The organism is Serratia sp. JKS000199 (assembly GCF_900215455.1).
Classification (GTDB): Bacteria; Pseudomonadota; Gammaproteobacteria; order Enterobacterales; family Enterobacteriaceae; genus Serratia; species Serratia ureilytica.
Genome location: NZ_LT907843.1, coordinates 155,394 through 176,935, shown reverse-complemented (window position 1 = coordinate 176,935; position 21,542 = coordinate 155,394). Strand labels below are relative to the sequence as shown.

The window sequence follows — 21,542 nt, the reverse complement described above, 5'->3', positions numbered from 1 at the left end:
CGCCGCTCCCGTTATGCGCCAAAACCATCGGGCAGCGGCGCCTTCAACCATTTCTCCGACAGGCCATTCAGCGTCTTGTCCGCCAGCGCCTGTCCAATCAGCGCATCCACCGCCGCTTTCAAGGCCGGTTCTCCCTGGCGCAACCCCACGAAGCACGGCGAATCTTTCAACATGAACTTGGCGGCCGGCGCCTTGCCCGGATTCTGGCGCGCCAGGGCGCTCACCACCATGTTACCGGTGGCGATGTACTGCACCTGCCCGGAGAGATAGGCCGACAGCGTCGTGTTGTTATCCTCATAACGCTTGATCTGCGCCCCTTTAGGCGCGCCGTCGCTCAGAACCATATCCTCCACCGCACCGCGCGTGACGCCGACGGTCTTGCCATCGAGCTGCGCCATGTCCGCCAACGCGCCGTCTTTAGGACCAAAGACCCCCAGGAAGAACGGCGCATAGGCGCGGCTGAAGGCGATGGTCTTTTCACGCTCCGGATTTTTGCCCAGGCTGGAGATCACCAGATCCACTTTATTGGTCTGCAGATAAGGCACCCGGTTGGCGCTGGTGACCGGCACCAACTGCAACTTAAGTTTCATCTTATCGGCCAGATAACGCGCCATATCGATGTCATAACCCTGGGGCTGCAGATCGGTGCCCACCGAGCCGAATGGCGGGAAATCCTGCGGCACCGCCACGCGCAGGACGCCGCGCTGCCGGATCTCTTGCAATTGATCCGCCATGGTCGGCGCGGCCTGCGCCAGCAAGGCGATCCCAGTGAAAACCGTCCACAGCGTTTTTTTGATGTTCATAGCGTATCCCCGATGGTGAAAAGATGAAACAAAAGATTCTTACACCACAAACGCTGCAACTAATGTGCCAATCGAAAATACGTCGAACCCATGCCTTAACTGGCGCTGATTAACGAGAAAAAACCTGCCGGCCTCAGCGGGCCGGCGACGGAGAAAGGGAAGGCAGGCAGGCCAGAGCTGCACCAAAAATGCGCATAAGCACCAAAAAAGCGCCGGTTAGCGCGGTTCCAGTTCGTCCAAATCCTGATACAGACCGGCAATATGATGAATACGCGATCGCCCCTGCTCTAACATCTCATGCAGCAGGGCGTTGCTGAGCAGGTTACATAAGCTCATGGCGGCTGAATAGCTGTCGAAGGCGGAGACGCTGTCCAGCGAAGCGGCCAAATGCCAGTCCGCCAGCGGGATCAGCGACTGCGCCTGCGGTTCGCAGATCAACAGCGTCGGCACCCGGCGAGTTTGCAGCTGTGTCAGTATCGCCTTGAGCTGACGCGGCCGGCGCCGAAACGCCACCACCACCGCCATATCCTGCGGCGCGAGCTCGACCAGCTCCTCCGCCAGTGTCTGGCCGGGCTGCGGCATCAGCAGCACCCGCTCCCGCACCTGCATCAGCTGCTGACGCAGATGCATGGCTATCGGATAGCTGTTGCGAAACCCCAGCAGCGCGACCCGCCGCGCCCGCGCCAGCGCGGCGATCACCGCGCCGAATTGCTCCACATCGAGATGGCTCACCCAGTGCGAGAGGTTAGCCATTTCCTGCTTGTAATGCCGCGCCAGCAGCGTATTGCCCTGCACCGCATGCCTCTCGTCGGTCACCGGCATGCCGCTCTGGCGCAGGGTGCGCAGCTCAGCGCGCATGTCCTTGTAGCTGCGATACCCCAACCGCTTGAACAGCCTGCTGACCGTGGCTTTAGAAACCCCGCTCAAGCGCGCCAGCTCGGCGCTGTTGTAACTGATCAGGTCATCGAAATGATCGAGGATAAAGTCGGCGACGCGCTGTTCCTGCGGCGCCAATTGCGGATATTCGTTGCGCAGGCGTTCATCGAAGGGCTGCATCATCACTCTCGCTGTAACTTTTGTTTCACCGGAACATAGCACGCCCCGGCCCCTCTCTGACAAGCAATTAATCGTCCTGATTAAAAGTGGAACGCCTCTTGCTTCTGTTACCCAAACGCTCACCTCAGACAAGGGCAGAAACATGATTAACAGCAATACCGCGCCACAGGGCATGGCGGTCACGCCACACCATCTCGCCAGCGAAAGCGCGCTGGCGGTGCTGCGCGAAGGCGGCAACGCCATTGAGGCGATGGTGGCCGCCGCCGCGACCATCGCCGTGGTCTATCCGCACATGAACGGCATCGGCGGTGACGGTTTCTGGCTGATCGTGCCGCCGCAGGGCGAGCCGCTGACCATCGACGCCAGCGGCGCCGCCGGCTCGCTGGCGACGCCGGCGCTGTACGCCGGAGAAAGCCGCATCCCGCAGCGCGGCCCAAAAGCGGCGTTGACCGTGGCCGGCACCGTCGGCGGCTGGCAGGAGGCGTTGGCCTATTCGGCCGAACTGGGCGAAACGCCGCTGCCGCTGTCGCGGTTGCTCGCCGACGCCATACGCTACGCCGCCGACGGCATTCCGGTCACCGCCTCCCAAGAGGCGGCGACGCGCAGCAAACGCCACGAGCTGGAGGAGTTCGCCCCCTTCGCCCGCATTTACCTGCCGCAGGGAAAGATCCCGCTTGCCGGCCAACGATTCTGCCAACCGCAGCTGGCCGATACGCTGATCGCACTGAGTGAGGACGGGCTCGACAGTTTTTATCGCGGGCCGCTGGCTGAAAGCATGGCGGCGGACATGGCGATGTTGGGCATGCCGCTCACCGCTCATGATCTGGCGAGTTATCGGCCATGCCGCCGTCCTCCGCTGCGCCTGGAACACCAAAAAGGTGAAATATTCAATCTGGCTCCCCCGACCCAAGGGCTGGTGTCGCTTGCCATCCTCGGGCTGACCGACCGTCTGCCGCTGGTCGGACAGAGCGAAGGCGCCGTGGTGCACGCCGTGGTCGAGGCCACCAAGCTGGCGTTCGATCTGCGCGACCGTTTCATCACCGATCCGCGCCACATGACGCAGGATCCGCAGGCGCTGCTGGCGGCCGACCATTTGGATAGGCTGGCCGGGCGCATCGACGGCCAAAAAGCGGCCGACTGGGGCCAGGGCAAAGGACCCGGCGATACGGTCTGGATGGGGGTGATGGACAGCAGCGGGCTGGCGGTCTCCTTCATTCAGAGCATCTACCACGAATTCGGCAGCGGCGTGGTTCTGCCCCACAGCGGCGTCCTGTGGCAAAACCGCGGCGCCTCTTTCAGCCTGGACGCCGATCATCTGCTGGCGCTGGCGCCGGGCAAGCAGCCGTTCCATACGCTGAACCCGGCCGCCGCCCGGCTGTATGACGGACGCACGCTGATCTACGGCTCGATGGGCGGTGACGGCCAGCCGCAGACTCAAGCGGCGTTGTTCGTGCGGCATGTGGTGCAAGGGCTGCCGCTGCAGCAGGCGATCAGCGCGCCGCGCTGGCTGCTGGGGCGAACCTGGGGCGAAAGTTCGGACTCGTTGAAGCTTGAGGGGCGCTTTAACGCGGCAACCCTCGACTATCTGCGACAGCGCGGCCATGCCGTTGAACTGCTGCCGGCGTTCAGCGAAACGGTCGGCCATGCCGGCGCCATCGTACGCCACACCAACGGCATGTTCGAAGGCGCTTTCGATCCGCGAAGCAACGGCAGCGCCGCCGGCTTCTGACTCTCTTATTTATCGGGATCGCTTATGAACAATCAACACGCCGCCGATTGGGCGGCCTATATCCACCAGATGGAAAACGTGCTGGCCGTGGAACTGGACGATGTCCGCCGCCGAGAACTGTTGAAACAGATCGAACGCATCGCCGCGCTGGCCGAACCGCTGATGGCCTTACCGCTGGATCCGCGCCAGGAAATCGCGGGGGTATATCGCCCATGAACCCCTTAAGCGCCCTGTCACTCGCCGAGATCCGTACGGCCCTTGAACGCGGCGCGCTCTCGGCGCGCGAGATCGTCCGGCATACGCTCGATCACATCGACCGTCAGAATCCCGCGCTGAACGCCTTTACGCACATCACCCGGGAACGCATGCAAAAAGAAGCCGATCGCCTCGACCGTTCGCGCGCGCTTGGGCAAACGCTGCCCGCTTTGGCCGGCATTCCCTATGCGGTAAAAAATCTGTTCGACGTCGCCGGAGAAACCACGCTGGCCGGTGCCCGCCTGTTCAGCGATCGGCCACCGGCCGACCGCGACGCCTGGGGCGTCTCCCGGCTGGCGGATCAAGGCGCGTTGCTTTGCGGCATGTTGAACATGGACGCCTACGCCTACGGTTTCACCACCGAGAACAGCCATTACGGCGCCACCCGAAACCCGCATGACCTCGGGCGCATCGCCGGCGGCTCTTCGGGCGGCTCGGCCGCAGCGGTGGCGGCCGGCCTGGTGACCTTTTCGCTCGGCAGCGACACCAATGGCTCAATACGCGTGCCCGCCTCGCTGTGCGGCATTTATGGTCTGAAACCGACCTTCGGCCGTCTTTCGCGCAGCGGCAGCCAGCCGTTTGTCGACAGCCTGGATCACATCGGCCCATTCGCCCGCCGGGTGCACGATCTCGCGACGGTGTATGACGCGATGCAGAGCATCGACGCCGAGGATCCGTTCCAGAGCGATCGGCCGATTTCCCGCACCGAAGCGTTGCTGGCACAGGGCAGCCAGAACCTGCGCTGCGCCGTGTTAGGCGGCTATTTCCTGCAATGGTGCAATGATGACGCCAAAGCCGCAGTCAACCAGGTGGCGCAAGCGCTGGCAGCCAGCGCCGAAGTCGAGCTGCCGCAGGCCGAGCTGGCCCGTTCGGCGGCCTTTATCCTCAGCGCCTCAGAGGGCGGCCATCGCTATCTGCCGCAGTTGCGCAGCCAACCCGAACGCTTCGAGCCACTGTCGCGAGAACGACTGCTGGCCGGCGCCATGCTCCCCGCCACCTGGTATTTGCAGGCACAACGCTTTCGTCACGCGTTTCGCCGGCAAGCCGCGCCGCTGTTCAAGCACTGGGACATTTTGATCGCCCCGGCGACGCCGTGCAGCGCCACGCCGATCGGCCAGGAAACGATGCGCATCAACGGCGTCGATCTGCCGATCCGCGCCAGTATGGGCATGCTGACGCAGCCGATTTCCTTCCTTGGCCTGCCGGTCGTGACGGTTCCTTTGAAAAGCGCATCCGGTCTGCCGATCGGCCTGCAACTGATCGCCCCGCCGTGGCGCGAAGATTTGGCGCTGCGCGCCGCCTATGCGCTGGAATGCGCCGGCATCGCCACTTGCGTCTGCAAACAGGAGTAATCAATGAACAGTGAACATATCGATCGGCCGGCGGTGCTGGCGGAGGTCAACGCCGCCTTTTACCGCTATGAGCAGGCGTTAATCAGCAATGACATCGATGTGCTGGACGAGTTGTTCTGGCACGACGCGCGCACGGTGCGCTATGGCGCCACCGAAAGCCTCTACGGTATCGACGAAATCCGCGATTTTCGTCAACGGCGCCCGGCCAACGGACTGGAGCGGCTGTTGGAAAACACCCAAATCACGACTTTTGGTGAAGATATGGCGGTGGCCAGCACGGAATTTCATCGGCCGGGCAGCAACCGCAGGGGGCGGCAAATGCAAACCTGGGTCAAGCTGCCCTGTGGCTGGCGCATCGTAGCGGCGCACGTCAGCCTGCTCGACGCGCCTTAGGCCTCCAGGCGGTAGAGCCCATGATGGAGGCGCACGGCGGCGGCCGACTCAGCACCAATAGGCCATGAAGTTGACGGTGGAGCGATCCAGATCGCGTTCGCCAATCAGGTAACGCCGCAGCGTTTTCACCGCGGAAGATTCGGCCGCCACCCAGGCATAGAAAGCGTTGCTTCCGGCCGCCCGCTCCCACAACACCTCATCGCTCAGGCTGCTTTCCGCCAGGGACTGCGCTTGCGCACAGGCCGATGCGGGGATATCCACCCGCTGGCGCACCGCTTCCACCAGCAGCGTGCCGTGCACCAGCTGGCGGCCGACGTCACGCGGCAGCCAATAAACGTCGGCGAACGGGAAATGCGCCAAATCCAGGCAATCCGCCGCCACCGGCACCTCGAAAAACGCCTGCACCCGCGGCGGATTGGCCTGCTGCGCCAGCTGTTCCAGAATCGCCATCGCCGCCGGCACCGCCGTCTCATCGGCGATCAGCAACGCCTGTTGCAACTGCGCCGGCGGCGCCCATTCGTAACCGCCGCTGTCGCCGTCGAAGTCACCGTTGGGGGCGACCGTTTGAATCGTGTCTCCGGGTTCGGCATGGGTCGCCCAGGCTGAAGCCGGGCCGTTCACGCCATGCAGCACGAACTCGACGTCCATCTGATTCTGCTCGCGGCGCAGCGCACGCAGCGTATAGGTGCGCATTACCGGACGCTGTTCTTTGGGGAGCGCCATGTAATCGCCGTACCAGTCCGGGCCGTTGGCCAACGGCGTGATCTTGCCGTCCGCCGCCGGGAACAGCAGTTTGATGCGCTGGTCAGGCGCTTCCAGCTTCATGCGATGAACATCCGCACCTTCAAACACGCAGCGCAGCAGCGAGGGCGAAATCAGCGTTTTGCTTTTCAGGGTGATATCAAAAATTCTGTAGCTGGCGGACATGTTCTCGACTCTCCGGCAACGGCTGTCGCTTTTACGTATGACCGATCGGCTGCCGTGTTGGCGGCGTGGCCGCGCGATCGCGCAGCGGATAAATGTTAATAAAACTAATTAATTACGTTAATGCATAGCAAAAAATCATATCATGATTTTATTGATAACAAGAAACGTTATTGATAAAAGAAGCATTCTCAAAAAACAACGTAACGACAATATCACCTGGGAAATAACGATGAAACGCAAACCTCTTTGGGTATTAAACCCATGTCTGCTGGCGTTGCTTGCGCCGGCGGCCTGGGCAGAAGATCAGAAAAACGGCAGCGAAGAGCAGGTGGTCGTCTCCGCCAGCCGTTCGCACCGCAGCGCGGCGGAAATGGCGCAGACGACATGGGTGATCGAAAGTCAGGAGATCGAACAGCAGGTCCAGGGCGGCAAAGAGATCAAGGACATGTTGGCTCAGCTGATCCCCGGCATGGACGTCAGCGGCCAGGGCCGCACCAACTATGGCATGAATATGCGCGGCCGTTCGATGATGGTGATGATCGACGGCGTACGCCTGAACTCGTCGCGCAGCGACAGCCGCCAGTTGGATTCGATCGACCCGTTCAATATCGACCATATTGAGGTGATTTCCGGCGCGACCGCACTGTACGGCGGCGGCAGCACCGGCGGCCTGATCAATATCGTGACCAAGAAAGGACAGAAAGAGCAGCAGGTCGAATTGCAGGTCGGCGGCAAAACCGGCTTCGGCGGCCATAACGATCACGACGAGAACGTGGCGGCGGCGGTCAGCGGCGGCAACGACAACGCCTCGGGGCGACTGTCCGTTTCTTACCAGCGTTACGGCGGCTGGTACGACGGCAAAGGCAACGAGGTGCTGATCGACAATACTCAAACCGGCCTGCAGTATTCCAATCGCCTCGATGTGATGGGCACCGGCACCCTCAACATCGACGATCATCAACAGCTGCAGCTGACCACCCAATACTACAAAAGCCAGTCCGACGGCGATCACGGCCTGTTTCTGGGGGAAAACTTCGCGGCGGTGACCGGCAACGCCAAGGCGTACAACAGCGGTAACTTAAACTCCGATCGCATCCCCGGCACCGAGCGCCACCTGATCAACCTGCAATATTCCAACACCGATTTCCTCGGCCAGGATCTGGTGGCGCAGGTCTACTACCGCGACGAAACGTTGACCTTCTACCCCTTCCCAACGCTGGCGGGCAAAGCGCCGAACTATTACGTCAGCAGCATTGGCGCTTCGCAGCAAAAAACCGATTTTTACGGCGGCAAACTGACGTTAAACAGCAAACCTGTCGACGCGCTGACGCTGACTTACGGCATCGACGCCGAGCATGAAAGCTTCAACGCCAACCAGCAGTTCTTCAACCTGGCGAAGGCCCAACAGTCCGGCGGCATGACGCTGGAGAACGCTTACGGCACCGGCCGCTACCCGAGCTATACCACCAGCAACCTGGCGTCGTTCCTGCAGGCCAGTTACGACATCAATCCCATCTTCACCCTGAGCGGCGGCGTGCGTTACCAGTACACCGAAAACAAGATCGACGACTTCGTCGGCTATAACCAGCAGCAGGCGATCGCCACCGGCGTCGCCGCCTCCGCCGACGCCATCCCGGGAGGGAAAACCGACTACAACAATGCGCTGTTCAACGCCGGTCTGTTGGCGCACTTGACCGAGCGTCAGCAAACCTGGTTCAACTTCTCTCAGGGCTTCGAGATCCCGGATCCGGGCAAGTATTACGGCAACGGCACCTACGCGTTGAACGGCGGACATTACCAGTTGCTGAAGAGCGTCAACGTCGGCGATTCCAAGCTGGAAGGCATCAAAGTCAACGCCTACGAGCTGGGCTGGCGCTATACCGGCGATAACCTGCGCACGCAAATCGCCGCCTACTACTCGTTGTCCGACAAGAGCATCGCCATCAACAAAACCGACATGACCATTAACGTCAATGCGGACAAGCGGCGCATATATGGGCTGGAAGGTGCGGTGGACTACTTCTTCGAAGACAGCGACTGGAGCGCCGGCACCAACTTCAACTTCATTCGTTCTGAAACCAAGGTCAACGGCGAATGGAAGAAGCTGGTGGTCGATACCGCCAGCCCATCGAAAGTCACCGCTTACGTCGGCTGGGCGCCGGGCGACTGGAATCTGCGCTTGCAGTCGCAGCAAACCTTCGACGTGTCGGACGACGGCGATTATACCAAGGCCAACTCCACCCAAGGCCGCAAAATAGATGGCTACAACACCCTCGATTTCCTCGGCAGCTATGCCCTGCCGGTGGGGAAAATCAGCTTCAGCGTGGAAAACCTGTTGGATAAGGAGTACACCACCGTTTGGGGCCAACGCGCGCCGATCCTGTACAGCCCGACCTACGGCTCACCTGAGCTGTACAGCTATAAAGGCCGCGGACGCACCTTCGGTTTGAATTACTCGGTGTTGTTCTGAGGATAAGGGGCCGGTCTGCCGGCCCCGTTCCCTGGGCCGCACCGTTTTGCCGAGAGCGGAAACGACGAAGCCCTGAGTTATCGCTAACTCAGGGCTTCTGAATAGTGGCGGAACGGACGGGGCTCGAACCCGCGACCCCCTGCGTGACAGGCAGGTATTCTAACCAACTGAACTACCGCTCCGCGCCATTCCCTCTTGCGGGGGAACGAGGCGCATATTACGGACGCCTCTCGGTTCCGTCAACGCCTTTTTCTCCGCAAATGAACCGTTTGCACAGTTTTTCAACGAAGGGTTGCCCAGTGCGTTTTTTTCGTGCAAAAACGCCGTTATTCCGCCGGCGCCCCGCGCCACAGGCAGCTGCCGCCCTTCTTCGCCACCAGATCCAGACGCGCCTCGTGCGCCTTTATTTCTTCGTCGCTGGCGTAGACCACTTTCATCGCCGTAGCCGGGCGGACGATACGCTGTATTTCTTGCGCGGCATCGTTTTGCTGGGTGTCGCCTTCCATTTGGAACGCTATCGACGTCTGACCGCCGGTCATCGCCAGATAGACTTCCGCCAGGATCTCGGCATCGAGCAATGCGCCGTGCAGCGTACGCTTGCTGTTGTCTATCTCATAGCGGCTGCACAAGGCATCGAGGTTGTTGCGCTTGCCCGGGAACAGGCGGCGCGCCATCATCAGGCTGTCGGTGATGGTGCAGAAGGTCTCGGTCTTCGGGATCCCCTGCTGCAGCATGCGGAATTCGTGATCCATAAAGCCGATATCGAACGCCGCGTTATGGATCACCAGCTCGCCGCCGCGGATAAAGTCGAGGAATTCGTCGGCAACCTGATCGAAGGTCGGTTTGTCGGCCAGGAAGTCGTCGCTGATGCCGTGTACGCCGTACGCTTCCGGATCCACCAGCCGATCCGGCTTGATGTATACGTGGAAGTTGCGCCCGGTCAGGCGGCGGTTAATCACTTCCACCGCACCGATTTCGATGATGCGGTGCCCTTCGTAGTGCACCCCAAGCTTGTTCATACCGGTGGTTTCGGTATCGAGGACAATCTGTCTGGTGGTTGTAGAGATCATATTGCAGTGCTCACAGCGCTCGTTTATGTCAGACTTGGCTTTTATAAAACTGATAGGAAGAGTCTACCAGAGATGCTCAAACAGGTAGAAATTTTCACCGACGGCTCCTGCCTTGGCAACCCTGGCCCCGGTGGCTACGGCGCGATACTGCGCTATAAGCAGACGGAAAAAACCTTCAGCGAAGGATTTCGTCTGACCACCAATAACCGCATGGAAATGATGGCGGCGATCGTGGCGCTGGAAGCGCTGACGGTGCCTTGCGCCGTGACGCTCAGCACCGACAGCCAGTACGTGCGCCAGGGCATTACCAGCTGGATCCATAACTGGAAGAAACGCGGTTGGAAAACCGCCGACAAAAAACCGGTCAAGAATGTCGATCTGTGGCAGCGGCTGGATCAGGCCATTCAGCGCCACACCGTTAAATGGGAGTGGGTCAAGGGCCACGCCGGCCATCCGGAGAACGAACGCTGCGACGAGCTGGCGCGCGAGGCGGCGGGTAAACCGACGCAGGATGACGTCGGCTACCAACCGGAAGCCTAAGGCAGCTTGCGATAACTCTTGGTCGCGCCCACCGCGCGGCTGAGAGACGGCTTTCTCGCCCCCAGTTTCATCGGCGTGGGCGTCAGCGGCAAGGTGCGCTTGCGCGCCACAATCACGCTCATGCAGCCCAGCGCCGGCAAATGGGTGCATAAAAACTTGCCGCCCTTGCGCTGCCACGGCAGCACGTGAAAACGCGCCTGGTGCAACACCTCGTAATTCAGCAGGCTGAGCCAATCCAACAACCGCATCTGGGTAAACATGCGGCTGACATAGGGCTGACGATGGCGCAATCCGGGCACCAGTTTGCCCAATCCCAGCAGGCTGAACGGATTGAAGCTGCTGACAACCAGCCAGCCATCGTCGATCAACACCCTATCCACCTCACGCAGCATCCGATGCGGATCGTCCGCGTAGGACAGCGTATGCGCCAACAGGCAGGCATCCACCGATTTGGCGGCGAACGGCAGTTGATAGGCGTCGGCGATCACCTGCAGCCCTTCCCCCTCCAGCCCTACGTTGACCTGGTGGGAGATTGCGCATTTATCCGTGGCCAGCTCGGCGCTGAGCATGCCCATCTTCAGCAGATGGAAACCGAACAGCTTGGGCCACCAGGGTTGCAACTGCCGCTCGAGCGCTTCACGATAGTACTCCCCCCACGGCAGCTCAGCCCAGGACTGCGGGCCGGTGAGCTTTTGTAGAGTATGGGCTGGTTTCATGATTTATTATCTTCTTTCAAGCCGTTGCCAACGAGAGGTACACCATGAATCTTATCAGCATTCCCGCCTTCCAGGACAATTACATTTGGTTATTGGATGACCGGCAGGGGCGCTGCATTATCGTCGATCCGGGTGAAGCGCGGCCGGTGCTCGAGGCGCTGCAGCGCCTGCAGCTGGCGCCGTCGGCGATCCTGCTGACCCACCACCACCACGATCACGTCGGTGGCGTGGCGCAGATTGTCGCACAATACCCGGGCCTGGCGGTCTACGGGCCGCAGGAAACCGCAGGCAAAGGCGCCAACCACATCGTCCATGACGGCGATACCTTTGATATCGATGGCCGCCAGTACAGGACTATCGCCGTTCCCGGCCATACGCTGGGCCATGTGGCATTCTATAGTGCCCCTTATCTGTTCTGCGGCGACACCATTTTCTCCGCCGGCTGCGGCAGGCTGTTTGAAGGCACCGCAAAACAAATGTACGACTCATTTCAACAACTCGCGCAACTTCCCGATAACACCTTAATTTGCTGCGCGCATGAATATACTCTTTCAAATCTTAAGTTTGCGCGGGCTATTTTGCCGGAAGATCGAGAGATTGAAACATATCAACAACATGTTGAAGCGTTAAGGGCAAAAGGCCAAGCTAGCGTGCCGACCACGTTGCAATTAGAGCGCAAAATTAACCTGTTTTTACGTTGCCATGACACTGATTTACAAAAGAAATTAGGCTTTAATTCACCACCGGAAAGCCTTCATTCAGTTTTTTCTGAATTACGCCTGCGGAAAGATAACTTCTAAGCTTTTAGTTGTGTTATTTGGCGAAGCAAAGTATTATTGCTCGTCTTTTAAGCAACTACATTGACACACACATGAAGGCTAAAGCGATATTTCTCGCCTCGGTCTTGCTAGTGGGTTGCCAGTCGTCCAGGCAGGACGCACCGGCGCCAGAACAGCATGCACAGAGTTTGTCTTCGGCTGGTCAAGATGGTGAAGCAGGAGAGTACACAGGAAATGGCCGAGCGAGCTCGGCGCGGTGGTTGGATAACAACAGTCCCGCCGCGCAACAGGACCTGTGGAACTTCATTAGCGACGAGCTGAAGATGGAGGTTCCGGAAAATTCCCGGATCCGTGATCAGAAAAGAAAGTACTTAAAAAGTAAGAGCTATCTCCACGATGTAACATTACGGGCAGAGCCGTACATGTACTGGATAGTCGGGCAGATTAAGAAACGTAATATGCCGATGGAACTGGTACTGCTACCCATAGTGGAGAGCGCTTTTGACCCACACGCCACGTCAAGTGCCAACGCCGCAGGGCTATGGCAAATCGTGCCGCAAACGGGTCGCAATTATGGTTTGAAAAACAATCAGTGGTATGACGGTCGACGCGATGTCGTCGCCTCGACAACCGCTGCGCTTAACATGATGCAGCGCTTGAACCGCATGTTTAACGGCGACTGGTTACTGACCGTAGCCGCCTATAACAGTGGTGAAGGCCGCGTGATGCAAGCGGTGAAGGCAAACAAACGCCAGGGTAAGCCAACCAATTTCTGGGCATTGTCGCTTCCGCGTGAAACGTCAATCTATGTCCCGAAAATGCTGGCGCTGAGCGACATCATCAAGAACAGCAAGAAGTACGGCGTGAAACTCCCGAAAACGGATGAAACCCGTGCGCTGGCTCGTATCGATGTCGGGCAGCAGATCCAGCTGACTCAGGCGGCTGAGATGGCTGGGCTTTCAGTCACCAAGATGAAAGCGTATAACCCAGGCTACAAAAAAGGCGTTACGGCACCCAACGGGCCCCATTACATCATGGTTCCCAAAGGGCATGCCGATCAGCTGAAAGACTCGCTGGCCGATGGCCAGATCGCCGTGACTCAGCCAACGACGCAGTTGGCGAAGAACAGCGGTTTGTCCGGTGGCAGTTCGTATAAAGTTCGCTCCGGCGACACCTTATCGGCCATAGCCAAGCGGCTGAACGTTAAGACCAGCGATTTGCAGAGTTGGAACAACTTACGCGCCAAGAGCGCCTTAAAAGTTGGGCAAACCCTGCAAGTGGCCAGCAATACTGGCAGTAACAGCAGTATCACCTACCAGGTTCGTAAAGGTGATTCGCTCGCCAGTATCGCACGTCGTCACGGCGTCGATATTAACGACGTGATGCGTTGGAATTCAACGCTCGCCAAAGGCAACCTGCAGCCAGGTCTGAAGCTGACCCTGTTTGTCGGCAACAAGATGACGCCGGATACTTAAATGTTCGGCACAAAAAAAGCACCCTTCGGGGTGCTTTTTTATTAGCTGCGATTCACCATACCGGCGAGTCTTTCTCCGGATGAAACTCCACCAACAGCGGGTTGTGATCCGATGCGCTGGTCACCAGCACCGACGCCTCCACCACTCCCAGATTGCGGTAAAATACGAAATCCAGTGGACGACCGAAGGCCTTGCGGCGATGGTCGTCGGTGAAACTCACCTCGCGCAGCGCCATCTCTCCGGCAAAGTCATACAGCGCATTAATGCGCTTGCGGCTCCAGGCGTTGAAATCCCCCGCCATAATCACCGGCCCCCGGTGACTGGCGATCTGTTCGCCTATCGGCCCCAACTGCTTGCTGTAGACGTCGACACCCAGGCTAAAGTTCACCGCATGGATGTTCACCACCATCAACAGCTCGCCATTGTACAGCGGATAAACGGTGATCAAGGCCGACTTGGAAAGCCGCAGCAGCGGCTCTCGCTCGCGCAGCGGGCAACAGTAAACAGGATGAGCGGCAGCCAGCGTCATCACGCCGGAAGGGTGCTGCGGCAGCACAAAAGCCGGCACCTGATCGGCCGCCAGATAGTTGGCGGTAGCGTAGCTCACCAACTCTGGCGTGGTTTGCGCCTCTTGCAACAATACCAGCTGCGCGTCTTTACCATGGTTTTTCAGCACCGAAAGCCAGTCGGCTCGCTGCTGTTTGAAAATATTCCATACCATGACGCGCAGGGCGCCGGTCGTCGGCAGCGCCGCCCCTGGCGGCAACGGCTGGTTAACGGCACCAGGAAAGATTCGCTCAACTGGCTGACCTGCAACATACCTCATTGCATAAGTTCGTTTCGGCACGCGATTCGCCTATTACCCATTAACATGAAAACTGGCGATGAACACTCGCCAACGATGAATTGATTATACGCCTACCCTGCATAGAGGGCATGGCTTTTGCGGGCATCACCTTTTCAGTTATAGGGGCCGCCTGCAGCGATTTCAATCTTCTGACGGTATAGCTGTGTAAAGGTGAGGGGTAATAGGTGAAAAATGCGAAAAGGCCCGCAAAATGCGGGCCAGGCAGCAAGAGTTTTACGTATTAAGCCGTTTGCAGCTGAGACTTTTTATCCAGGCGACCGCTGAAGCTAACCAGTAACAATGCAACCACCACGATCAACGCGCCAATCCAGGGGGTCTGCGCCAGCCCCAGTGAGGCAACGGTCTGGCCGCCAATCACCGAGCCGAGCGCAATGCCGATGTTGAACGCCGCGATGTTGAGACCGGACGCCACATCCACCGCATTTGGCGTGTATTGCGCGGCTTTCTGCACCACATACACCTGCAGCCCCGGCACGTTGCCGAAAGCGAACACGCCCATCACAATCACCGTCAGCAACGCGGCAATACTGTGGCTGGCGGTAAACTGGAACACCAGCAACAAAATGGCCAGCGCGGCAAAGATAAAGCTCAGCGCACGCACGGCCCCATGACGATCGGCCAGCTTGCCTCCCCAGATGTTACCCACCGCCACCGCGACGCCATAAGCCAATAGTATCCAGCTCACGGTCGGAGCAGAGAAGCCGGCCAGTTCCTGCATCATCGGCGCAAGGAAGGTAAAGGTCGTGAAGACCCCGCCGTATCCCAATGCGGTAATCGCGTAAATCAGCAGCAGACGAGGATGAGTCAGCACTTTCAGCTGTTCCCGCACGCCGGCGCTGCCCTGGTTCTTGATATTGCTCGGTACCAGAATAACGCTGGCCAGCGTGGCGACAGCGCCAATCAGAGAAACGGCCAGGAAGGTCTCACGCCAGCCAAACTGCTGGCCGATGAACGTCCCCAGCGGTACGCCGGTCACCAACGCCACCGTCAGGCCACCAAACATGATGGCGATGGCGGAGGCCGCCTTCTCTTTCGCCACCAGGCTAGTGGCGATAGTGGAGCCGATAGAGAAGAACACGCCGTGAGCCAGGCCGGTCAACAACCGAGCCACTACCAGCGATTCATAGCTGGGTGACTGCCAGGCCAGCAGGTTGCCGAGAGTGAACAGCACCATCAGGCCAACCAGCAGCAGTTTGCGAGGTATGCGGCTGGTCAGGGCCGTCAGCACCGGCGCACCAATGGCCACGCCGAGGGCATAGATAGTCACCAGCAATCCAGCGGACGGTACGGTCACCCCAAGCTGCTCCGCGATAGTCGGGATCAACCCGACTATCACGAACTCGGTCGTGCCGATAGCAAAAGCGCTGATGGTTAAGGCAAGTAATGCGAGTGGCATTTTTTACTCCGAAATAGCATTCAAGTTGATGACGGCTATTATCGGCCTATGCTTAAATGATAAAAATGCTCAAAATTTCAAATTAACTTTGCTATCGGAGCAAAAATGAAAGCAAACTCTGACGAGTTGATCACCTTTGTCACCGTCGTAGAAAGCGGCAGCTTCAGCCGGGCGGCCGAACGCCTGGAACAAGCGAACTCCGTAGTCAGCCGAACGGTGAAAAAACTGGAAAGCAAACTGGGCGTAACGTTGCTCAACCGCACCACGCGCCAAATCAGCCTGACTCAGGAAGGAGAGAATTACTTTCGCCAGGTGCAGAAGGTACTGAACGACATGGCCGCGGCGGAAAATGCGCTGATGGAAAGCCGCCAGCGCCCGCAAGGCCTGCTGCGCGTCGATGCGGCAACGCCGGTGGTGCTGCATATGCTGACGCCTTTAGTGGCCGAGTTCCGCGAACGTTATCCAGAAATGTCGTTATCGCTGGTGTCTTCGGAAAACTTTATCAATCTGATCGAGCGAAAAGTGGATATCGCGATCCGCGTAGGCGAGCTGACCGATTCTACGCTGAAAGCACGCAAACTGATGACCAGCTACCGACATGTGCTCGCCTCCCCCGCTTATCTGGCTCAGCACGGCACGCCGCTAACGGTAGAAGATCTTGCACATCACTGCTGTATCGGTTTCAACGACCTGCCCAGCTTGAACCGTTGGCCACTGGCTTGTTCAGATGGCAGCCAGTTGGAAATCACCCCCGGTTTGACCACCAATAGTGGAGAAACCCAGCGCCATCTCTGTCTGCATGGCAACGGTATCGCCTGCCTGTCCGACTTTATGAGCGACGAAGATATCAAACGTGGAGATTTGGTCCCGATTCTGGTGGAAGCGACACTGCCGGTCGCCATGCCGATCAACGCGGTTTACTACAGCGACAGCGCCGTCAGCAACCGTCTGCGCAGCTTTATTGATTTTGTGAGTGAATACCTGAAACGATAAAAAAGGCGCCCCGATGGACGCCTTATGCTGACTACGGCGAGGAATGATTAATCCCAGTTTGGCGCCAGGCCTTCCGGACTAACCAGACGGCCGTTGCACTCCAGTGCGGCGATCTGCGCCATATCTTCGTCGGTCAGCGTCAGTTGCTGCGCCAATAGGTTGCTCGCCAGGTTTTCACGCTTGGTCGAGGAAGGGATCACCGCATAACCCAGCTTCAATGCCCAAGCCAGGACCACCTGTGCTGGGGTTGCATTGTGACGAGCAGCGATGCTTTTGATCGTTTCATCCTGCAGCGCTTTGCCGTAGGCCAACGTCATGTAAGAGGTGATGGCGATGCCGTGCTGCTGTGCAAATTCGACCACCTTGCGGTTCTGCAAGAACGGTGACAGCTCGATTTGGTTGGTGGCGATTTCATCGGCGCCAATCGCGTCAATCGCTTGCTGCATCAAATCGATGGTGAAGTTAGATACGCCAATTTGACGGGTCAGCCCCAGCTTTTTCGCTTCCAGCAGCTCAGCCATAAATTCGGCAACCGGCACTTCGTCGTGGGGGGACGGCCAGTGGATCAACGTCAGATCAACGTAGGACGTTTGCAGTTTTTTCAGGCTTTCTTGCAGGCTTGGGATCAGCGCGCCTTTCGCCAGGTTCGCGATCCAAATCTTGGTGGTGATGAACAGATCTTCACGTTTCACGCCGCTGGCAGCGATAGCCTGGCCAACAGCCGCTTCGTTTTCATAGATCTGTGCGGTATCGATAGTACGGTAGCCCAGCTCAAGTGCGGTGCTGACAGAATCGATAACAACCTGATCCTGAAGGCGGAAAGTACCTAAACCAAATGCAGGGATGCTCATAATGTTTTCTCTCATTAACGGGTAAATGTGGTATGAGGAAGATTATGGCAACTTTTTTATTGATCAAAAACGCCTGGTTCGGCATAAGACTTTTGATCTAAAGGCAACAATATCGGGAGATAAGGCGGTAAGGAAGGACAATTCCGGCCTGAAAAGCGCAAAATATAGATATGAAAAAGCCCTGAGTCAGAGACTCAGGGCTTATCAATTAAGTGGCGGAACGGACGGGGCTCGAACCCGCGACCCCCTGCGTGACAGGCAGGTATTCTAACCAACTGAACTACCGCTCCACCGATTCTTTTACGTTGTATCTTTCGATACCGGCAATATCGCGCTTTGCGACTTGCGCATTACCAGTCGTCACACTGATAACGTTTATTTGATGCCTGGCAGTGTCCTACTCTCGCATGGGGAGACCCCACACTACCATCGGCGCTACGGCGTTTCACTTCTGAGTTCGGCATGGGGTCAGGTGGGACCACCGCGCTATTGCCGCCAGGCAAATTCTGTTTCATTCCAACCGCTTCACTTCCATGAAGCCATCAGAACCAATCTTGGAACGTCGCTGAAAATCTCTCTAAAAACACCTTCGGTGTTGTAAGGTTAAGCCTCACGGATCATTAGTACTGGTTAGCTCAATGCATCGCTGCACTTACACACCCAGCCTATCAACGTCTTAGTCTTAAACGTTCCTTCAGGGACCTTAAAGGCCCAGGGAAGACTCATCTTGAGGCAAGTTTCGCGCTTAGATGCTTTCAGCGCTTATCTTTTCCGCACTTAGCTACCGGGCAATGCCATTGGCATGACAACCCGAACACCAGTGGTGCGTTCACTCCGGTCCTCTCGTACTAGGAGCAACCCCTCTCAATCTTCCAACGCCCACGGCAGATAGGGACCGAACTGTCTCACGACGTTCTAAACCCAGCTCGCGTACCACTTTAAATGGCGAACAGCCATACCCTTGGGACCTACTTCAGCCCCAGGATGTGATGAGCCGACATCGAGGTGCCAAACACCGCCGTCGATATGAACTCTTGGGCGGTATCAGCCTGTTATCCCCGGAGTACCTTTTATCCGTTGAGCGATGGCCCTTCCATTCAGAACCACCGGATCACTAAGACCTACTTTCGTACCTGCTCGAGCCGTCACTCTCGCAGTCAAGCTAGCTTATGCCTTTGCACTAACCTCACGATGTCCGACCGTGATTAGCTAACCTTCGTGCTCCTCCGTTACTCTTTGGGAGGAGACCGCCCCAGTCAAACTACCCACCAGACACTGTCCTCACCCCAGATTATGGGGCCGAGTTAGAACATCAAACATTAAAGGGTGGTATTTCAAGGATGGCTCCACGCAGACTGGCGTCCACGCTTCAAAGCCTCCCACCTATCCTACACATCAAGGCTCAATGTTCAGTGTCAAGCTATAGTAAAGGTTCACGGGGTCTTTCCGTCTTGCCGCGGGTACACTGCATCTTCACAGCGAGTTCAATTTCACTGAGTCTCGGGTGGAGACAGCCTGGCCATCATTACGCCATTCGTGCAGGTCGGAACTTACCCGACAAGGAATTTCGCTACCTTAGGACCGTTATAGTTACGGCCGCCGTTTACTGGGGCTTCGATCAAGAGCTTCGCCTTGCGGCTGACCCCATCAATTAACCTTCCAGCACCGGGCAGGCGTCACACCGTATACGTCCACTTTCGTGTTTGCACAGTGCTGTGTTTTTATTAAACAGTTGCAGCCAGCTGGTATCTTCGACTGGCTTCAGCTCCATCCGCAAGGGACTTCACCTACATGCCAGCGTGCCTTCTCCCGAAGTTACGGCACCATTTTGCCTAGTTCCTTCACCCGAGTTCTCTCAAGCGCCTTGGTATTCTCTACCTGACCACCTGTGTCGGTTTGGGGTACGATTTAATGTTACCTGGAGCTTAGAGGATTTTCCTGGAAGCAGGGCATCAACTACTTCTGCACCGTAGTGCATCGTCATCACGCCTCAGGGTTAGCATGCAACCGGATTTACCAGGTCACACCCCCTACACGCTTAAACCGGGACAACCGTCGCCCGGCTAGCCTAGCCTTCTCCGTCCCCCCTTCGCAGTAACACCAAGTACAGGAATATTAACCTGTTTCCCATCGACTACGCTTTTCAGCCTCGCCTTAGGGGTCGACTCACCCTGCCCCGATTAACGTTGGACAGGAACCCTTGGTCTTCCGGCGAGCGGGCTTTTCACCCGCTTTATCGTTACTTATGTCAGCATTCGCACTTCTGATACCTCCAGCAACCCTCACAGGCCACCTTCAACGGCTTACAGAACGCTCCCCTACCCAACAACGCCTAAGCGTCGCTGCCGCAGCTTCGGTGCATGGTTTAGCCCCGTTACATCTTCCGCGCAGGCCGACTCGACCAGTGAGCTATTACGCTTTCTTTAAATGATGGCTGCTTCTAAGCCAACATCCTGGCTGTCTATGCCTTCCCACATCGTTTCCCACTTAACCATGACTTTGGGACCTTAGCTGGCGGTCTGGGTTGTTTCCCTCTTCACGACGGACGTTAGCACCCGCCGTGTGTCTCCCGTGATAACATTCTTCGGTATTCGGAGTTTGCATCGGTTTGGTAAGCCGGGATGGCCCCCTAGCCGAAACAGTGCTCTACCCCCGAAGATGAGTTCACGAGGCGCTACCTAAATAGCTTTCGGGGAGAACCAGCTATCTCCCGGTTTGATTGGCCTTTCACCCCCAGCCACAAGTCATCCGCTAATTTTTCAACATTAGTCGGTTCGGTCCTCCAGTTAGTGTTACCCAACCTTCAACCTGCCCATGGCTAGATCACCGGGTTTCGGGTCTATACCTTGCAACTAGTCGCCCAGTTAAGACTCGGTTTCCCTACGGCTCCCCTATACGGTTAACCTTGCTACAAAATATAAGTCGCTGACCCATTATACAAAAGGTACGCAGTCACACCACGAAGGTGCTCCCACTGCTTGTACGTACACGGTTTCAGGTTCTATTTCACTCCCCTCGCCGGGGTTCTTTTCGCCTTTCCCTCACGGTACTGGTTCACTATCGGTCAGTCAGGAGTATTTAGCCTTGGAGGATGGTCCCCCCATATTCAGACAGGATGTCACGTGTCCCGCCCTACTCATCGAACTCACGACCTGTGCATTTTAGTGTACGGGGCTATCACCCTTTGCTGCGCGACTTTCCAGACGCTTCCACTAACACACAAGCCGATTCAGGTTCTGGGCTCCTCCCCGTTCGCTCGCCGCTACTGGGGGAATCTCGGTTGATTTCTTTTCCTCGGGGTACTTAGATGTTTCAGTTCCCCCGGTTCGCCTCATGCCACTATGTATTCATGACATGATAGTGTGTCGAAACACACTGGGTTTCCCCATTCGGGTATCGCCGGTTGTAACGGTTCATATCACCTTACCGACGCTTTTCGCAGATTAGCACGCCCTTCATCGCCTCTGACTGCCTAGGCATCCACCGTGTACGCTTAGTCACTTAACCTCACAACCCGAAGATGTTTCCATCGTTCGCGCTGCAAACATTTGAGAGACTCTATGACAGGTTACTCTTCATCCCAATACATCTACGGAGGGATAAATTTCAGCCGTCATGTTTCAATTTTCAGCTTGTTCCAGATTGTTAAAGAGCAATATCTTAAACATGACTCGGAAGTCATCTTTAAGATATGGTGTATCGTCAGATACTTGAGACCGCCGCTTTCACCGGGTGGGTCGGAAGCTTGGCGTCCCCTAGGGGATTCGAACCCCTGTTACCGCCGTGAAAGGGCGGTGTCCTAGGCCTCTAGACGAAGGGGACACGACACCGTACTTTTATGACGCTTTTGCTCGTTACTTTTTCATCAG

The 21,542-nt window shown here is 57.5% G+C and carries 17 protein-coding genes, 3 tRNA genes and 2 rRNA genes; 9 read left to right on the top strand and 13 right to left on the bottom strand.

Annotated elements, in window-relative coordinates:
• Positions 1 to 11 precede the first annotated feature (11 nt).
• On the bottom strand, positions 12 to 803 hold the full coding sequence (locus CPH57_RS00860; RefSeq protein ID WP_033641952.1) for a transporter substrate-binding domain-containing protein: 792 nt from the start codon (positions 801 to 803) through the stop codon (positions 12 to 14).
• 216 nt (positions 804 to 1,019) lie between these two features.
• Complete coding sequence (locus tag CPH57_RS00855; protein WP_033651179.1) at positions 1,020 to 1,859, bottom strand: MurR/RpiR family transcriptional regulator; 840 nt, start codon at positions 1,857 to 1,859, stop codon at positions 1,020 to 1,022.
• Positions 1,860 to 2,001: 142 nt separating this feature from the next.
• On the opposite strand from CPH57_RS00855, the gene CPH57_RS00850 reads away from it, so the two are divergent.
• From CPH57_RS00850 to hpxZ, 4 genes are read left to right on the top strand one after another with little or no spacing between them, the layout of a single operon-like run.
• Positions 2,002 to 3,588, top strand: a complete 1,587-nt coding sequence (locus CPH57_RS00850) for a gamma-glutamyltransferase family protein (RefSeq protein WP_096241910.1) — start codon at positions 2,002 to 2,004, stop codon at positions 3,586 to 3,588.
• Positions 3,589 to 3,612: 24 nt separating this feature from the next.
• Positions 3,613 to 3,804, top strand: a complete 192-nt coding sequence (gene hpxX / locus CPH57_RS00845) for an oxalurate catabolism protein HpxX (protein ID WP_033641950.1) — start codon at positions 3,613 to 3,615, stop codon at positions 3,802 to 3,804.
• Positions 3,801 to 5,195, top strand: coding sequence for an AtzE family amidohydrolase (locus CPH57_RS00840; protein WP_096241909.1), 1,395 nt, complete (start codon positions 3,801 to 3,803; stop codon positions 5,193 to 5,195). The genes hpxX and CPH57_RS00840 overlap by 4 nt, the downstream gene beginning before the upstream one ends.
• A gap of 3 nt (positions 5,196 to 5,198) precedes the next feature.
• Positions 5,199 to 5,588, top strand: coding sequence for an oxalurate catabolism protein HpxZ (gene hpxZ / locus CPH57_RS00835; RefSeq protein WP_033641948.1), 390 nt, complete (start codon positions 5,199 to 5,201; stop codon positions 5,586 to 5,588).
• A gap of 48 nt (positions 5,589 to 5,636) precedes the next feature.
• Here the strand turns inward: hpxZ and CPH57_RS00830 are convergent, their stop codons facing one another.
• Positions 5,637 to 6,515, bottom strand: coding sequence for a siderophore-interacting protein (locus CPH57_RS00830; protein WP_046688271.1), 879 nt, complete (start codon positions 6,513 to 6,515; stop codon positions 5,637 to 5,639).
• Between the two features lie 229 nt (positions 6,516 to 6,744).
• On the opposite strand from CPH57_RS00830, the gene CPH57_RS00825 reads away from it, so the two are divergent.
• Positions 6,745 to 8,985 (top strand): TonB-dependent siderophore receptor, encoded by a 2,241-nt coding sequence (locus CPH57_RS00825; protein ID WP_046688270.1) that lies wholly within the window; start codon positions 6,745 to 6,747, stop codon positions 8,983 to 8,985.
• A 105-nt stretch (positions 8,986 to 9,090) separates the two neighbouring features.
• Here the strand turns inward: CPH57_RS00825 and CPH57_RS00820 are convergent.
• Positions 9,091 to 9,167, bottom strand: a tRNA-Asp gene (locus CPH57_RS00820).
• Positions 9,168 to 9,311: 144 nt separating this feature from the next.
• Positions 9,312 to 10,055, bottom strand: coding sequence for a DNA polymerase III subunit epsilon (dnaQ, locus tag CPH57_RS00815; RefSeq protein ID WP_033641945.1), 744 nt, complete (start codon positions 10,053 to 10,055; stop codon positions 9,312 to 9,314).
• Between the two features lie 72 nt (positions 10,056 to 10,127).
• Here dnaQ and rnhA point away from each other — a divergent pair, with 72 nt between their 5' ends.
• Entirely contained in the window at positions 10,128 to 10,595 is a 468-nt protein-coding gene (gene rnhA, locus CPH57_RS00810) for a ribonuclease HI (protein ID WP_033641944.1), read from the top strand.
• Here the strand turns inward: rnhA and CPH57_RS00805 are convergent.
• Positions 10,592 to 11,311 carry a class I SAM-dependent methyltransferase gene (locus tag CPH57_RS00805; protein WP_060659928.1) on the bottom strand — a complete coding sequence of 240 codons (720 nt, stop codon included), beginning with the start codon at positions 11,309 to 11,311 and terminating at the stop codon, positions 10,592 to 10,594. The genes rnhA and CPH57_RS00805 overlap by 4 nt on opposite strands.
• A gap of 44 nt (positions 11,312 to 11,355) precedes the next feature.
• On the opposite strand from CPH57_RS00805, the gene gloB reads away from it, so the two are divergent.
• Entirely contained in the window at positions 11,356 to 12,111 is a 756-nt protein-coding gene (gene gloB, locus CPH57_RS00800) for a hydroxyacylglutathione hydrolase (RefSeq protein ID WP_096241908.1), read from the top strand.
• A gap of 71 nt (positions 12,112 to 12,182) precedes the next feature.
• Complete coding sequence (gene mltD / locus CPH57_RS00795) at positions 12,183 to 13,565, top strand: murein transglycosylase D (RefSeq protein WP_033650995.1); 1,383 nt, start codon at positions 12,183 to 12,185, stop codon at positions 13,563 to 13,565.
• A gap of 52 nt (positions 13,566 to 13,617) precedes the next feature.
• Here mltD and CPH57_RS00790 read toward each other — a convergent pair whose 3' ends face one another.
• Positions 13,618 to 14,391 carry an endonuclease/exonuclease/phosphatase family protein gene (locus tag CPH57_RS00790; protein WP_033634121.1) on the bottom strand — a complete coding sequence of 258 codons (774 nt, stop codon included), beginning with the start codon at positions 14,389 to 14,391 and terminating at the stop codon, positions 13,618 to 13,620.
• Between the two features lie 262 nt (positions 14,392 to 14,653).
• Positions 14,654 to 15,829 (bottom strand): MFS transporter, encoded by a 1,176-nt coding sequence (locus CPH57_RS00785; protein WP_046688268.1) that lies wholly within the window; start codon positions 15,827 to 15,829, stop codon positions 14,654 to 14,656.
• Between the two features lie 105 nt (positions 15,830 to 15,934).
• Here CPH57_RS00785 and yafC point away from each other — a divergent pair, with 105 nt between their 5' ends.
• The gene (gene yafC, locus CPH57_RS00780; RefSeq protein WP_004930183.1) at positions 15,935 to 16,822 is read left to right on the top strand and encodes a DNA-binding transcriptional regulator YafC; all 888 of its coding nucleotides are present in this window, start codon (positions 15,935 to 15,937) and stop codon (positions 16,820 to 16,822) included.
• Between the two features lie 47 nt (positions 16,823 to 16,869).
• Here yafC and dkgB read toward each other — a convergent pair whose 3' ends face one another.
• The 5 genes from dkgB to CPH57_RS00755 all read right to left on the bottom strand — a co-directional run bounded on the left by dkgB (position 16,870) and on the right by CPH57_RS00755 (position 21,495).
• A complete protein-coding gene (gene dkgB / locus CPH57_RS00775; protein ID WP_033650993.1) occupies positions 16,870 to 17,673 on the bottom strand; it encodes a 2,5-didehydrogluconate reductase DkgB in 804 nt (267 codons plus the stop codon).
• A 213-nt stretch (positions 17,674 to 17,886) separates the two neighbouring features.
• Positions 17,887 to 17,963: transfer RNA gene (locus CPH57_RS00770), tRNA-Asp, on the bottom strand.
• Positions 17,964 to 18,057: 94 nt separating this feature from the next.
• Positions 18,058 to 18,173: ribosomal RNA gene (gene rrf / locus CPH57_RS00765) — 5S ribosomal RNA — on the bottom strand.
• A gap of 99 nt (positions 18,174 to 18,272) precedes the next feature.
• Positions 18,273 to 21,180 (bottom strand): 23S ribosomal RNA (locus tag CPH57_RS00760).
• Between the two features lie 239 nt (positions 21,181 to 21,419).
• Positions 21,420 to 21,495, bottom strand: a tRNA-Glu gene (locus CPH57_RS00755).
• Positions 21,496 to 21,542: the final 47 nt, after the last annotated feature.